The 15,723-nt window shown below is 29.3% G+C and carries 13 protein-coding genes; all 13 read right to left on the bottom strand.

What is annotated here, in order from left to right; all coding sequences use genetic code 11:
* Positions 1-4: 4 nt before the first annotated feature.
* Positions 5-589, bottom strand: coding sequence for a nitroreductase family protein (locus tag H518_RS19445; RefSeq protein ID WP_043706669.1), 585 nt, complete (start codon positions 587-589; stop codon positions 5-7).
* 1 nt (position 590) lies between these two features.
* Positions 591-2,408: an IucA/IucC family protein gene (locus tag H518_RS19440; RefSeq protein ID WP_051263701.1), complete on the bottom strand. Its 1,818-nt coding sequence runs from the start codon at positions 2,406-2,408 to the stop codon at positions 591-593.
* Complete coding sequence (locus tag H518_RS0106855; RefSeq protein ID WP_051263700.1) at positions 2,398-2,988, bottom strand: GNAT family N-acetyltransferase; 591 nt, start codon at positions 2,986-2,988, stop codon at positions 2,398-2,400. The genes H518_RS19440 and H518_RS0106855 overlap by 11 nt, the downstream gene beginning before the upstream one ends.
* Before the next feature lie 2 nt (positions 2,989-2,990).
* On the bottom strand, positions 2,991-5,408 hold the full coding sequence (locus H518_RS0106850) for a GNAT family N-acetyltransferase (RefSeq protein ID WP_028888367.1): 2,418 nt from the start codon (positions 5,406-5,408) through the stop codon (positions 2,991-2,993).
* Positions 5,409-5,414: 6 nt separating this feature from the next.
* Positions 5,415-6,590, bottom strand: a complete 1,176-nt coding sequence (locus H518_RS0106845; RefSeq protein ID WP_240472499.1) for an MFS transporter — start codon at positions 6,588-6,590, stop codon at positions 5,415-5,417.
* A 3-nt stretch (positions 6,591-6,593) separates the two neighbouring features.
* Positions 6,594-7,916: a lysine N(6)-hydroxylase/L-ornithine N(5)-oxygenase family protein gene (locus tag H518_RS0106840; protein ID WP_197474534.1), complete on the bottom strand. Its 1,323-nt coding sequence runs from the start codon at positions 7,914-7,916 to the stop codon at positions 6,594-6,596.
* Entirely contained in the window at positions 7,916-9,433 is a 1,518-nt protein-coding gene (locus H518_RS0106835) for a pyridoxal phosphate-dependent decarboxylase family protein (RefSeq protein ID WP_028888364.1), read from the bottom strand. Before H518_RS0106835 ends, H518_RS0106840 begins: the two co-directional genes overlap by 1 nt.
* Before the next feature lie 512 nt (positions 9,434-9,945).
* Positions 9,946-10,671 carry a tetratricopeptide repeat protein gene (locus tag H518_RS20450; protein ID WP_051263699.1) on the bottom strand — a complete coding sequence of 242 codons (726 nt, stop codon included), beginning with the start codon at positions 10,669-10,671 and terminating at the stop codon, positions 9,946-9,948.
* An 83-nt stretch (positions 10,672-10,754) separates the two neighbouring features.
* Positions 10,755-11,264: a hypothetical protein gene (locus H518_RS0106825; protein WP_155995179.1), complete on the bottom strand. Its 510-nt coding sequence runs from the start codon at positions 11,262-11,264 to the stop codon at positions 10,755-10,757.
* The gene (locus tag H518_RS0106820) at positions 11,261-11,446 is read right to left on the bottom strand and encodes a hypothetical protein (protein ID WP_028888362.1); all 186 of its coding nucleotides are present in this window, start codon (positions 11,444-11,446) and stop codon (positions 11,261-11,263) included. Before H518_RS0106820 ends, H518_RS0106825 begins: the two co-directional genes overlap by 4 nt.
* Positions 11,447-11,633: 187 nt before the next feature.
* Positions 11,634-14,141 carry a TonB-dependent receptor gene (locus tag H518_RS0106815; RefSeq protein ID WP_028888361.1) on the bottom strand — a complete coding sequence of 836 codons (2,508 nt, stop codon included), beginning with the start codon at positions 14,139-14,141 and terminating at the stop codon, positions 11,634-11,636.
* On the bottom strand, positions 14,128-15,033 hold the full coding sequence (locus H518_RS0106810) for a FecR family protein (RefSeq protein WP_028888360.1): 906 nt from the start codon (positions 15,031-15,033) through the stop codon (positions 14,128-14,130). Before H518_RS0106810 ends, H518_RS0106815 begins: the two co-directional genes overlap by 14 nt.
* Positions 15,034-15,084: 51 nt before the next feature.
* Positions 15,085-15,609 (bottom strand): RNA polymerase sigma factor, encoded by a 525-nt coding sequence (locus tag H518_RS0106805; protein WP_028888359.1) that lies wholly within the window; start codon positions 15,607-15,609, stop codon positions 15,085-15,087.
* Between the last annotated feature and the right edge of the window lie 114 nt (positions 15,610-15,723).

Here is a 15,723-nt window from a genome sequence, read left to right as displayed (position 1 = left end):
TTTTTTACTCTTTAAAGTTCCAACTTAATTTTTTAGACAACGCTTTTCTCTTCCTTTTAACTTGTAGTACATCTTCTTTTATATGCCCCATAAAGAAAAAACCTAAAAATTGTTCTTCCTTACTTAAACTAATATGTTGTTTTCCATATGCTATAGTTGCTAAAGAAGAATCCCAATAGCTTCCTAAATTTAATGATGTGCAGCTTAACCACATATTTTGTACTGCACAAGAAATTGCAGCTAACTCTTCCCATTCTGGTAGTTTAGCTTTCTTATTTGGTGCAAAAACAATGGCTATTAATGTGGCATTATTAGCATACGTTTTAGTTTTTTCATAGCGCTCTTTAGAAAATTGTTTTTCAGTATACATTTTTCGATAATATGCTGCCATAAATTCACTTAAATCTTCTTGATGTTTTCCACCTAATACTTCAAAACGCCATGGTTGCGTAACCATATGTGTTGGCGCCCACAGTGCATTTGTTACAATGTTTTCTATTGTTTTTTTATCAATTTTCTTATCGATATAATCATACGCATATGTACTTTTACGCCCTTGTATAACTTCTGTTATTTCTTCAAAATTCATGTTAAAAAGCTTGTATGGTCGTCTTTTCTTTAGTTATTTTTTTGAATTGAGCTAATGGGTTCGCTAAAGTTCCTTCTAGTTTTAAACTTTCAATAGGATCAGCCAAGCTTAACATTTGCTTCGTGTTTTCTAACTGCAATCTATTTAAGCAACAACGATCAAACTCATTCGTAAATAAATCATAGCGCTTATACTTTTCTGAGAATTCTGGGTATTGCTCTTGATATTCATACACACATTCGGCTACTAGTTTCCAGAAATCATGTTCACAAAAATTTGCATAACTATCTAACTGCTGTCCCATAAAACGAAAGAAACAATCAAAAACATCTGTAAAAATTGATAATATCTTCATATTATCAGATGTTTTGGTAAATAACCTATCGGCATGTTCAGGTAAATACATTGTTTCGTTAAAAACAATAACCTCCTCTGTTATATCTTTCATTAACACATATACAGGAGTACTTTCTTCTAATACCATAATTAGATTTTCTCCGTGTGGCATGAATACAAATTCGTATTTATAAAAGCAATGCAATAATGGGGCTAAATATGCTTTTAAATATCGTTGAACCCAAGTTTCTGCTCCATAAGGTGAAGCTTCTATTAGTGAAGCTAGTAACGAATTATCTTTATAATCTACATGTAGCAAAGCTGCCATTGTAAACACTCGTTGATTTGACGATATTTTGGTAAATGGGCTTTCTCTCCACAATGCTGATAACATTTTATTATGTGGATTTGTTTTTCCTAATACTTCATAATAATGGTTATGATATCCTACAGTAGCGATTTCACCCAACATAGTAAACCCATTATCTCGTAAATATGAATCCTCTGCCAACAAATCAGTTATCCATTTAGTTATATATGGAGTACTTTGCATATAATATGGAGACAACCCTCGCATGAAGCCCATATTTAAAATAGATAAGGCTGTTTTAGTATATAACTTTTCTGGATGTGAGGTATTAAATAAGGTTCTAATAGATTGTTGTGCTGAAAAATAATCATCACTTTCTCCTAATAATAAAATGTTCTTTTGAGCTATATCAGCACCAAAAACTCCTATTATTTTATTTTTCCATTGCCAAGGATGTACAGGCATAAAAACATAATCTTCAGGAGAAACCTTATTTTCAATTAGCACATTATTGAATTCAGTTATCTTCTTTTCACCTAATTCTGCCAACAATAATTTATCATATTTATAATCATCTAAGGCAGTATAGGTCGTATGTGTTTTATGTCCTGCAATCCATAATACCTTAAACGGTTTATTTGTTTCAGGCGAATATTTATGATAATCATTTATATTAAAACCAATTCTCCCATTATTTGCTACAAAACAAGGATGTCCTTCTGTCATAGCATGTTCTATCGTTTGAAAATTTTGTTCTGCTAATTCTTTAGCAGAGAACGTTTCGTTTATATATTTATAAGCGATTCCCGATAATGTACTGGTAATCTCTTCTAAATATGTTCCTAAAAAACCATCAGGAATACCCAAAGTTGTTCTAAATTCTGTTATAAAATGCAAAGCATCTAAATATATTTTTTTACCAGAATTACTTCTTTTTACAATACTACTCGTATCAACTTGCCAATGGTCTAAAAAGTTTTTCTTTGCTTTAAAACGATAAATAAATTCTTTGTTATCTGAAACAATTTGATACCTATTCCAATCGTTTTCTTTAGCTATAAATTCAGGTTTTAAAATAAGTTCATGGGCAAACTCACTTATTCCTTTTTTTACTAATTGACGATTTGCAAACTCCCATACTTCTGGTTGTAAGTGCGCTATATTATTTTCCATTTTTTTCTAATTGATTTAAGGCTAATCTGTACGATTTTTTTGTACAAAAAGCCAATGCTGCTATTTTATTAGCCAACACAATTTCTTTTTGATAAATAAAACCTGCCTTTTTATTTAAGATGTGAATTTTTTCGTTATTTACATCTGGCTCTACTACAACTCTTTCTACTTGTGGTAAGCTGAAAAAATAATCTATAATAGTTGAAAATACATGCCAAGTAAATTGAGGAATTCTTTTTTCTACTGGTGCCATTAAAATATGCATCCCATAATCGCTTTCCTGAGTATCGTAATGTTCAGAAATCACATCTTTAGAAGCTTTGTAACGTTCCATTAAAAATACAGGCACGTTATTTAACATTCCGATATAGCTATGATGATTTAAACTATCTTCAATCTCTTTATATTCAGTCTGCACTTCTTCTAAAGATTTATCTAACATTCCCCAATATTTTGCGTAAGGTTGCGTAACCCAACTATGCAACATTGATATGTCTGTATCTATTTGAAAAGGACGAATACTTACTGTACCTAATCCATCAATTTTTTTACTAAATACTTCTTGATTAACTTCTACCATTACTAAAATTCTTGAGTTTTAAAAGCCGCTATTGGGTTTTCTAATTTCCCTGCGAATTGCAATAATGCTACTGGATCATCTAAATCAATCATTTGTTTATGATTATTTAACTGTAACCTATTTAAACATGATAGTTTAAAGTTTCCTGCAAACAAATCATACTTTTCAAATTTCTGAGCTAATTGCGGGAATTCATCTTGATATTCTTGGATATTTTCAGCTACTAATTCCCAGAAATTTTCTTCGCTATAAGCAGCATGTTCTTCTAAAATCGGAGCTAAAAAACGGAAAAAACCATCGAACATGTCAGTAAATATTGATAATAGCTTTACATCTTCTGGTACTGGAGCATACATTCTCTTTAAATGTGTTGGTAATTCTACTTCTGAACTTAAAATACACGCTTCTTCGGTAATATCTTTTAGTAAAGCATACACAGGAATATTATCTTCAAATACCATAATAATGTTTTCTCCATGTGGCATAAACACTAAATCATAGTAATAAAAACAATGTAACATCGGACTTAAATATGCTTGTAAATATTTACGTAGCCAGTTATCAATTGAAATTCCTGAATCTTTTATTATTTCTGGTAATAATGCTTTTCCTTGATGATCTATATGAAGTAAAGCCGCCATTGTTAAAGGCTTCTGATTTCCCTTTACTGCTGAATACGGGCTTTCTCTCCATAATGATGCTAACATTTTGTTATAATCATTATGTGGTCCAAATTCATCAAAATATGGATTTACATAACTTACAGATCCTATTTCGCTTAACATTCTAAATCCATTTTCTTGAATATAATTATCGCTGTATAACAAATCTTCTAGCCAAACTGCCATTTTAGGCGCAGTACCCAAATAATATAAAGGCAATCCTCTCATGAATCCCATATTTAAAATAGACAAAGCCGATTTTGTATAGAATTTTTGTGGATTTGTAATATTAAATAATGTTCTTATAGATTGTTGTGCTAAATATTGATCTGGTCCGTATCCTAAACAAATTAAATCTCCTTTGGCTATTTCTGGAGAAAAAATGTTTGCTAATTTGTTAAACCATTGCCAAGGATGAATAGGTAAGAATAAGTAATCTTCTGCTTTATATCCTTTTCCTTCTATTACTTTATTAAATTGTGCTATCGTATCAGCATCTAACTCTTGATGTATTAGTTTTTCATAAGGAAGCGATTCTATAGCTGAAAATATAGCTTTCGACTTATGTCCTGCCATCCATAATAAAGAAAACGAATTCCCTGCTTCTGGTGCATATGAACGATAATCGCTACTATCAAAACCTATTCTTCCATTGTTTGCAACAAAACCTGGATGCCCTTCAGTCATTGATTGCTCAATGGTTTGAAAATCGGCAGTTGCCAATTCTTTTGCTTTAGGGTTTCCTTTTGTTATTTTAAATGCACTCCCATATAGTGTACTAATAATTTCTTCTAAGTATACAGGCATTTTTTCATCAGCAATACCTAATACTTTTCTAAACTCTTTTATAAAAAAAATGGCATCTATTTCACTAATAATATCTTTCACATATTTTTTAATTGAATTTTCATCAATCATAAAATGATTTAATGCCATTGGTTTTGCATTAAATTCATAACGTATATCTAATGAATCTGTATAAACTTTGTATTGTTTGTAGCCATTACCTAATTCCTTAACTATTTCAGGCTTTATTAATAACTCATGTGAAAATTCACATAATGCTTTTTTTACTAATAATATATTTGCTTGCTCCCAAACTTTCGGTTGTATATGTTGCGTTGATTGTTGTGGTGATACCACATTATCTAAGGTGTTCATGGCACTTCTTTTTAATGGTGAAAAAGTTTGAATTTGTTGTTGATAATTGGTTCTTGTTAAAAATGCTAGTTGGGCAGTTTTATTAGGTAGTTCTATTATGTTTGCTAATTGAAAGCCAATTCGCTGACACAATGCAAACATTTTTTTGTTTCGAATATCTGGCTCTACTACAATTCTATTTATGTTTGAATTTGTATAAACAAAATCCATTATTGAACGAAACATAAACCAGGTAAAATTCGGTGTTTTTGGCGCTTTAGGTGGCGCTATAATTATATGTATTCCACAATCAGACTCTTCTGCTTTATAAAAATTATTTATAACATCTAGTTTAGGGTTGTAACGTTCTAAAACAAATGCTGGTTCGTTATTGAACATCCCTACAAAAACATCATAATATTCTGGAGTGGTTAATTTCGTATATTCTTGTGCTACATCTTCTAATGTAGCATTTGGCATTCCCCAAAAAATAGCATATTCTTTAGTTACCCATTTTTGTAAAAAAACACTATCTTCTTTTACTCGAAAAGGTCGAATGCTTATTGTTCCAAAATCTTTGTATTCTTTTGAAAAAAAGGTGGTTTGTGTTATCGACATGTTTTCTTAAGCTTTTACTAGTTGTTTATGAACTTTTCTTACCGACTTAAACACAAAAAAGTATAAAACTAAGGTTAACGTAAATCCTCCTAAAGCAATTGCAAAAGGCATACGTAAACCAAAACTATCTACTATAATTCCAATATTTAAAGAAGCTAGTAAGACACCTAAATTTTGAAAGAAATGTATTTTACTATAATCGATCGAATATGAATCTGGAGTACTTAACTCGAACAATAAAATATCAAATTTTACTACTCCCTGAAAAATTGCCCATCCATAAATAAATCGTCCTAAAATAACTACAGCTTCATTTGGAATTCCTTGTAATAAAAGACCTATTAACCCAATAAATAAAGCGTTTATAATTCCTTCGTGTCCTTTCGATTTTCGTTTATTATTAATCCACAAAGCCAGTAGTGCTACAAAACCTGGTATCGCATATATAGTTCCTGATGCTAATTTGCTTTTATAAACTGAAATACTTTCCCAATACAAGGAAAAGAAAGGTCGTATCAAAAAATCACTGAAATAAAGAATCAAGGTTATTAAGCCTAATTTTAAAATAAATCCTTTAGGTATAAATTTCTTATTTGTGCTCTCTGGTTCTTCTGAAATAATTAAATCGGTAGCATACTTTTTACTTTTTAATAAATAAGTACTCATAGCCATCTGAATAAAATCTCCAGCTGCCATAATTAAAAAAATGCTACTTGGTGCAATATAATCTACAGTTATTCCTCCTAGTACAGCACCTAATATTCCTCCTAAATGCACCACAACCGAAAGTAGTCCGATAGTACTTGGATGCTCTTCTTTTGTTATGATTTTTAAAATATAAGGGTAAACTAATAAATAACTCCCTTTAAATAGTACCATAATAAGTGACACTATCCAAAAATTAATATAAGACGTTGTATAATAACAGTACAATGCCAAAACACCAGCTATTGCTTGCGTATAAATTAAAATATTTAGTTCAGATACTTTTTTAGAAATGTATGCCCAGAATGGAAATGCAATCATTACCATAAAACAAATAGCAGCAAAATAATATCCTACATTTTTGGGATTGGTCATACCAAAACGAAGCTCAAAAAATTGTGGATAAAATGGATGCAGTAAGTAATCACTTACTACTGCAACCAATGTCATTACTATTAAAAATGTTTTTAGCTTCATCTCTTATACTAAAACATTTAATTTAATTTCTTCGTCTTGCGTAACATCAAACTGTTGAAATGCTATTTTTTGTTCGATAGGATAATGCTCTACTCCCGTTATTTCTTTAATTATATAAGAATTTCTATAAGCAACCATTCCTAAATCTGGAGTTACAAAACCATGTGTATGTAGTTCTGCATTTTGCACAAAAATTTCATTATTATTTTTATCAATACTGTAGTTTCTATTTACATCAAAACGACTTTGCTCATCCCATTGAATTCTATTTGAAATTCCTTCAATAAATTTTGGTAAATAGTAACTATATCCTGTAGCTAATACCAACCCTTCTGTTTCATGTTTAAAGTATTTATCTTGCTCTACTTGATGCAACTCTAAACTAATTGAATCTTCTTTTAATTCAGTTTCTTTCAACTCAGTATTTGTACGTAACGAAACTTTTAAAGGTTCGGTTGCTACCACTCTTTTGGCATACAATGTATCGTGAATTGCTCCTATTAAATCTTGATTTACACCTTTATATAAATGCTTTTGATTTTTAATAAGGTCGTCTCTTTTTTGAGATGGCAGATTGTAAAAATAATCTACGTATTCAGGTGAAGTCATTTCTAAAGTTAACTTAGAATATTCTAAAGGAAAAAAACGTGGAGAACGTGTAATCCAGTTTAATTCATATCCTTTAGTGTCTACTTCTTGCAATAAATCAAAAAATATTTCAGCAGCACTTTGCCCACTTCCTAAAATGGTAATTTTCTTTTTTTCTTGTAAACTCTCCTTATAACTTAGGTACTTTGATGAGTGTATTGCTTTTCCTTTTAGCTTTTTACTACATTCAGGAATATAAGGCTGGGTTCCTGTTCCTAAGACCAACTTTTTTGCTTTATATATTTTAAGCTCATCTGTTTTTGTACAAATACTTGTTACAATATAAATTCCTTTATTTTCATCATAATTAATATCGGTAACATTTGTATTAAAATGAATGTTAGGTAATTTACTAATTGCCCATTGACAATATTTATTGTATTCATTACGTAATAACAAAAAGTTTTCGCGTATATAAAATGAATATATTCTTCCTTGTCCTTTTATATAATTTAAAAAACTAAAAGGGTTTGTTGGATCTGCAAGCGTTACTAAATCTGCCATAAAAGGAACCTGTAATGTTGTATCTTCTAACAACATGCCTGGGTGCCAATCAAACTTTTCTTTTCTATCTAAAAAAACACCATTTACACCTTCAATTGGTTCTGTTAAACATGCTAAACCTAAATTAAAAGGTCCTACTCCTATTGCTATAAAATCTGCGATTGCGTTTTGCATTATAATAATTCGGTTTTAGGTTGAAATTTCTTTCCAGTTTCTTCTATCATTTCAATAATATTCTGAAGATTATTTATGGTATTCTTTGGATTTAATAATGTAAACTTTAAATAAATACTACCATTTAACTTTGTGCTAGCTATTGACGCTCTTCCTGCTGCAAATAAGGTATTTTTAATATGTAAGTTTACCATATCATGAGTGGGTTCGTGTGCTGCTTGTGAGTTTTTATATCTAAAAACAACAGTACTCAATTCTGGTTCGTGTGCTAATTCAAAATTTGGATTAATACTCATTTTCTCATACACACGCTTAGTTAAATTATGTACTTCTTCTAAGTAAGACGCTATTGTTTTTGTTCCTAATGTTTTAAGAGTTAACCAAACTTTTAGAGCATCAAACCTTCTAGTGGTTTGAATTGATTTTTCTATTAAATTAGGGCGTTGTTGATCTTTATTTTCAAGAGGGTTTAAATAATCAGCATAATAAGACACATATTTAAAGTGTTCTTTATTCTTAGCCAAAAAAGCACTACAGCTTACCGGCTGAAATAACGTTTTATGAAAATCTACAGTAATTGAATCTGCTTTTTCCGATCCTTTAAAATAATGCTTGTGAGTATCTGTAAGCACATAACATCCACCATATGCCCCATCAATGTGTAACCACATTTTATGCTCTTTAGCAACATCTCCTATGATTTCTAACGGGTCAAAACTACCAAAGTCTGTTGTACCCATAGTAGCTACAACAGCAATAGGAATATTGCCCTCTTGTTTTGTTTTCTCAATAGCTAAAACTAATTCATTAACATCCATTCGCATTTTAGCATCTGCTTTTACAGGAATTACAGCATCATAACCCATCCCTAATAAAGCAGCATTTTTTTGTATACTAAAATGAGCCTTTTCCGAACAAAAAATTCGAAACTTACTTATCTCATCAGACCATCCATTTTGTTTAATATTGATTCCAAAATTCTCAAAAGCATAATCGTCACGAGCCATTAACAATGCCATGAAATTAGATTGTGTTCCTCCACTCGTAAACACTCCATCTGAGTTTTCAGGAAATTCAAAAGCATTACAAATCCAACGAATAACTTCTTGCTCTATAAAAGTTGCCGAAGTACTTTGATCCCATGTTTCTACCGCTGTATTAATAGTCGTAGCTATCATTTCTGCAACAATTGATGGTAATGTTATTGGACAATTTAAATGAGCTACATAATTTGGGTTATGAAAAGCAATCGATTTCTTTATATACAAATCATTTAACTGTTCTAAAGCATCATCTAAAGAATGTACTTCTTCAATATCATCTAGCTTTGCATTAAGTTTATCATTTTGTATTTCTACTAACTCATCACCTTTGTAAAACTTTCTATTGGATAAAAATTTTTGAATATAAGTGAGTGTTTTTAATGTGTACTCTTCATACATTTTAACTGACTCATCATTAAACAAATGGTTATTTAATGACAATTCTTTTAGTGAGGGACTTTCTTTAAGAATCATTATTTTTATTTAGTCTTAATAATTTATAGATTACAAAAATATATTGTGATTCATAAAAAAAATGACGTAATTGGGATTTTAAAAGACGTAAAAAAGAATAAAACAACTCAAAAACAGGTATAGTGTTAAAGCCACTTAAAGCACAAATACTATACAATAAAAAAATATTAAATCAAACAACAATTAAAATAAAAGCCTTATAATAAAAATGATAGTGTATTTAATAAAGCTTTCTTCAATTAGAAATGCACTCTAAAAATAAAATTGGTAGTTACACCTAATGAAAGACGAGAAAATTTATTAGCTAGCTTATCCTCACCAACTCGATAGTAATTATTAATCGTATTTTCTCTATATAATAAATTCCAAATAGAAGCTCCTATCTCAGAACGAAAATCATCTGAGACTCTAAATTTGTATTCATTTTTAAGAAACGATAGCTACTATTATTAATCAATGTAAAAAACAAGCTTAACAAAATTAGGATCTGATTTCAAAGTTAAGAACTTTGTTTAAAAAGAACTTAATGCATCTTCAATATCTTCCTCATATAATTCATCTTGAACTTCATTATAAACATCTTTTTTTGCATACCCTTCTTTAAACAAAACCAATGATTTTTCGAAATTAATTTTCGAACTATCCTGTAAATTTAATTTTTCATAAAGAACTCCTTTCTGAAAATATGCTTCTGGTGATTTATCATAACAATTTAGTAAACATGCATTAAAATTGTCTAGTGCTTCTTTAATTTTACTTTGCCTACTAAGAATAATACCTTTATGTAAAAACAAATTATGATTAACCCAAGAAGAATCTTTCTGAGAAATAATACTTTTATTAAACTCTTTTATTGCTAAATCATACTTTTTGAGCCCTTTATATGAGAGACCTAGAAGATAATGTACATTTTCTCCCCAAGGAGCATCTACTACATCTGGTGTTAATGAATCTAATTTAGTTAAATCTTCAATACATCCTTGGTAATCTTTTAACTTCGTTAGCTTCAACCAACCTCTATAACCTAAGTGATCTTTCGGAGCAATTTGCACAGCCTTATTTAACAACTGAAATCCTTTTTTATAATCCCCCCTCTTGTTATGAACTACTGATTTTTCAAAATAAGCATTAGAGTAATTTGGGTATTGAAAAATTAAAATATCAAATATTTTTTGGGATAAATAACTCTCTTGCGAATGCTCTGCAAAACTAAATCGCTTTTCTTTTGGTCCAAACAAAAACAGATAACTTATAAACAAAATACATGCTATAAAAAACAATGACAACAGCACTTTTATTATTAAAAAAAACTTTTTCATAACTAAAAAATATCTTCGATTACTCCTTCCTTTATTTTAAAATTAATCTGATAATAACTATCAACTTTTTTATTATTCTTCAAGCGTCCAACTTTCCAATTTTTCAACTTTAAAATAGCACCTTTTAACTTATTTATTTCAGTTTTTTTAAACACCGCTTCTTTATAATCTTCAGTAGTACTATTAACTCTATACCATCCCGATTCTCCCTTACAATTAATTACAAATCGAAAAGTAATATATCCCGTTTTATTTTCTAGTTTTAAATTTTCTTTGTTAAGAATATTTAAAAGATCTTTTCGCATTTGTTTCCTACCTTTTTGGTAGGATGTGCTTACCGAATAATATTCAAAAATTCTTTTTTCGTTACAAACTTTAAAAGTTAACTTATTTATGCTTTTATCGTACTTAATTTCTCCTACATTATGACTTATCAAACCATAAATCCAAATAATCATAAATAACAATACTGAAAAGCTTAAACCTAAAATTATATTTATTCTTTTTTTCACAATAATGGCGTTAAATTTTTAATATTTTTTTCTTTTCGCATCCCTACTAAAACATGGTCAATTCCATCTTTTAAATAATTTTCACGAGCAATAAGTGAAACATAGCGACTATCATTAATATTTAGCTCTTTTTTAAGTTCTTTTACTTTACGTTTTATAAATCTCTTTAAATATAAGACCACGTAATTAAGTTTTATATAAACCAAGGTCTATTGATTAATTTAGAAGAGACAACATCTATTACCTCTTTCTAAAAAAATTACTCGTTGTTTTTTCAGTAAACATTTATAAAAAAAAAGCAAAACTCTTAGTTAATTAAATAATGTTAGAAAAATATCAATTGAGTCCAAAAATAAAAAAGATTATTAACTAAAAGTGCACTCTAAAAATAAAATTGGTAGTTACACCTAATGAAAGACGAGAAAATTTATTAGCTAGCTTATCCTCACCAACTCGATAGTAATTATTAATCGTATTTTCTCTATCTAATAAATTCCAAATAGAAGCTCCTATCTCAGAACGAAAATCATCTGAGATCTTAAAATTATAAATGACTGAAGTATCAACTCTAAAAAAGTCTTTAACTCGACTCTCATTCGCTTCAGCAAAATTAATATCACTACCAACTATTTCGTTACCTTTTATTGGTACCGATGTTGGTTTACCAGTTCTATAATTAAATCCTGCTGAAAATTTTAAAGACTCATTAGTATAAGTACTACCAAAAGCAACACTATGTGTATTATCAAAATTACTTGGAAATTTAGTTTCTGTAAGTGCATCAAATTCATATTCATTTTTAAGAAACGAATAACTAAACCAAGTACTTAAATTTTTAATCTTTTTTCTAAATAAAAAATCAACCCCTAAAACATTATATGCTCCTATTACCTTTTTAAACTCATATTTAGTCGTAAATCCTTGACTTTGGGCTGTAATACCATCAACCTTTTTATAATATGCTTTAGTATCAAATAACCAACCTTTTTTAGAATACAGCAACCCCAATGAAGCTTGTTTACTTTTTAAAACAGGAATATCTTGTTCATTTGCTAATTGCCATCTTCTTTTTTCAACTCCTAAAAAATCATTTTGGAAATTTATAATTTGGGTTGAATTTTGATGTTTAAATTCTCCCAGAAACTCTATAGCCAGTGCATTATTTATTTTCTGATTTAAATGTAATCTTGGCTCTAAAAGAAAATTTGAGAATTTACTATTGTAGTTTATTCGAATTCCTGGTCTTGCAGAAAATCCTTTTTTATGCTGATAATTCGCTTGAGCAAAAATTGCATGTTCGCGGATTACATTAGAATTTAATCTAACAAAACGAGGATTATCAATATCATTTAAGTTAGTAATTTTCGATTCGATTAGTTGATATCCAACTTTTAGATTCCATTCTTTAAATTGATGTAACCCAGAAAATTTTATACCTGTTTCTGAAACTTTATTCTCTTGTAAAAAACGCTGATTTTGCAACACATTAGCATTTACAGCTTGTAATTTATAATCTGTTTCATAAAGATGCACTAAGGTAGAAAACTTAGAATTCCATTTTCGCTCATAACTCACCCCAGCAGCAATACTATTTTGAAACAAACTACTTTTTTTAGACTCAATAGCCTTATTAACCTCAGCTGTTTCATTAAAAGATAAACCGTTATTTATTAAAATAAAATTTAACCTTAATATCTCTTTTTTAGAAGGATGATATATCCAACGAAGAGAAGTGTCATAAAAATCAAAATTTTGATTTGAATTTAACACATTTCCACTATTCGTTTCCACCTCCGTTAATTGGGTTACTCTATCAAAATATACTTGATAAGTTGGTGTTTTCACCCAATTATTTATCGACTTTCTACCAGCTAATTGAAGAGATGATTTTTCACTTATAGGAATATCCAAAAAAGCATTTGCACTAATAAAGTTTACACTTATATTTCCATTAAAAACTGTTTCAATTTTTTCATCAGTTTTCATACTAACAACTCCAGAAACCCCATCGGTATACGAAGCATCAGTCCCATTAGCGATAACAGACGCTTTTTTAGTTATTTGCGGATTAAAACTAGAAATAAGACCAAAAAAATGCCCTGATTGATACATTTTTATATCATCCCACATAATTAAATTTTGGTCATGAGATCCGCCTCTAATATTAATATTAGAAACTGTTTCGTCTGTACTTTGAATACCAGGTAATGCCTGAATTGTTTGTAAAACATCCGTATCGATTACACCTGGTAAAGAAGAAAATTTAGAGAAATTTATAGTAGTACCTCCATCTTTACTCTTATCAATACCACTAACTAAGTATTCTGTTATAACTATAGGATCTATAAATTCGCTTTCTTCTTCTAAAAAAAGAGTATTACAATTCTCAACATTTAACTCCGCTAACTTTATCGTAAACGTTTTAAATCCTAAAAAACGAATGGAAAGCGATCCTGTTAAGCTGCTTACAACCAAATTAAAATACCCTTCTTTATCTGTTACGATATTAACATCATCAGCTACTACCGTAGCACCTTCTAAGACCTCATCATTTACTTCACTTTTAATATAACCACAGATTTTCACAACCTTACTAATAGAAATTATCTTAGCGCTTATTTTAGAAAACTTTAAAGATGTTTGAGTTTCTAATATCGTTATTTTTTTATTTAAAGAAAGTTTTTCTGAAGGAGGAACAACAAAAACAGCAGTTAACAAATTACTTTCATAATTAAACTGAATCTTATGCTGCTCTTTAAGAGTATCAATAACCAATTGCAAAGCTACTTTTTCTTCTGCAACTTGACTATGTACACTTACGCAAGCAAAGAAAAACAGCAATAATTTAGCAACATAAAAAAGCTTACTTTTTCGCATTTATTACAACAACCTTATTTTTAGATATTTTATAGGTTAAGTTAAGCGTTTTCAAAGTCGCTATAAGTGAGTTTTCTAGATTATTATGTTCAAATGCTCCTGTAAAAAGAATCTTATCATCTATAGCACTATAATCAATAGAAACATCATATTGCCTAGATAAAACATCTAAAACCTCTGTTATTTTTGCCTGATTAAAAACACTCATATTATTTAACCATGTTGGTTTAGCCACTACTACTGCATACTTTTCAGTTTTACCGTTTACAACTTTAAAACCATTACCAGCAGGGAGTTTTATTAATTGCTCGTTATAAGCCACCTCAACTAAACCTTCATAACAAATTACTTTAAAAATACTATCTCTTGCTACAACATTAAATTCAGTACCTAAAACACTAACTTTTCCCTGTAACGTTTCAACATCAAAACGTTTTCCTTTCGTTACATCAAAAAAAGCTTCTCCTTTAAGAGTTAAACTCTTTTTAGTTTTCCATTTACTTGTATTATATGAGAGTTTTGACGTTTTGTTTAAAGTAACAATAGAATTATCAGGAAGTATAATTTCTTCTTTTTGTGAAAACTGAGTATCAAATGTTTTTAATGAACTTTTATCAAAAAAATAAAAGACTGACAGCCCTAGTACAAATACAGCTGCAATGCTCGCAGCAAATCGAAACCAGTTATTCGTTTTTAGTGTACCTTTTTCATCTAGTCGTTTTTCTACATCGCTAAAGCTACTAATTTTATTAATATTTGTTATTTTAAAACGCTTTCCTTCATCAATTATTTCTTTAAAAAAAGCACTCTCTTCCATTTCTACAAAAGCTTTTTGCTCTTCAGGTGAAAGCTCATTATTAAGCCATTTTTGTGTTAATTCATCTTTCTTCATTCTCAACGTTATATTAATAAAACAACTAAACAGACAATTATCCCGAAAAATTTATTTCAATCTAAATTCTTCAAGTTTATCTTTTAAAATATTGAATGCGGCATAAATTCTATGCTCAATTACTTTTTTGGTAACTCCAAGCATTTCTGCAATTTCTTTGTGAGTCTTTCCCTCTACTTTACTTAACAAAAAAGCCTCACGATGTTCTGGTTTTAAATTTGATAAAACTCTTTCGTATCGCTCTAAAAATTGTTCCTTTCTCATTAAAAATTCTGGAGACTCATTTGTATAATCTTTTGGCTTAACTTGATTGTAATTAAGAACCACTTTTTTATGTTTTATCGCATTTAATAATAAATTATTTGTTACTGTATATACATATGATTTTGCTGCTTCTGGAGTAACTTTCGAACAATTTTCCCAAAGTTTAACAAAAGCATCTTGCACCCTATCTGATGGATTTAAAAGCGCTCCGTATTTATAACGAAATATGCTGCTAAGCTCCTGTGCATACTTATCGTACAGCTTAGAAAAACGCAACTTGTCGCAAACATTTTTATGCAATGATTTCTTCAATTTTTTTGTAAAAATATTTTTCAAATGTATAAATAAAAAAATAAAAACGGGATATTTTAAATCGAGGTTGTTTTATAATAAAGCCATTAATATTATTTAAAAACACGGCTTAAA

It is taken from the genome of Tenacibaculum ovolyticum DSM 18103, assembly GCF_000430545.1.
Classification (GTDB): domain Bacteria; phylum Bacteroidota; class Bacteroidia; order Flavobacteriales; family Flavobacteriaceae; genus Polaribacter; species Polaribacter ovolyticus.
The sequence above is the reverse complement of the archived record's forward strand: the minus strand, read 5'-3'. Positions and strand labels throughout refer to the sequence as shown.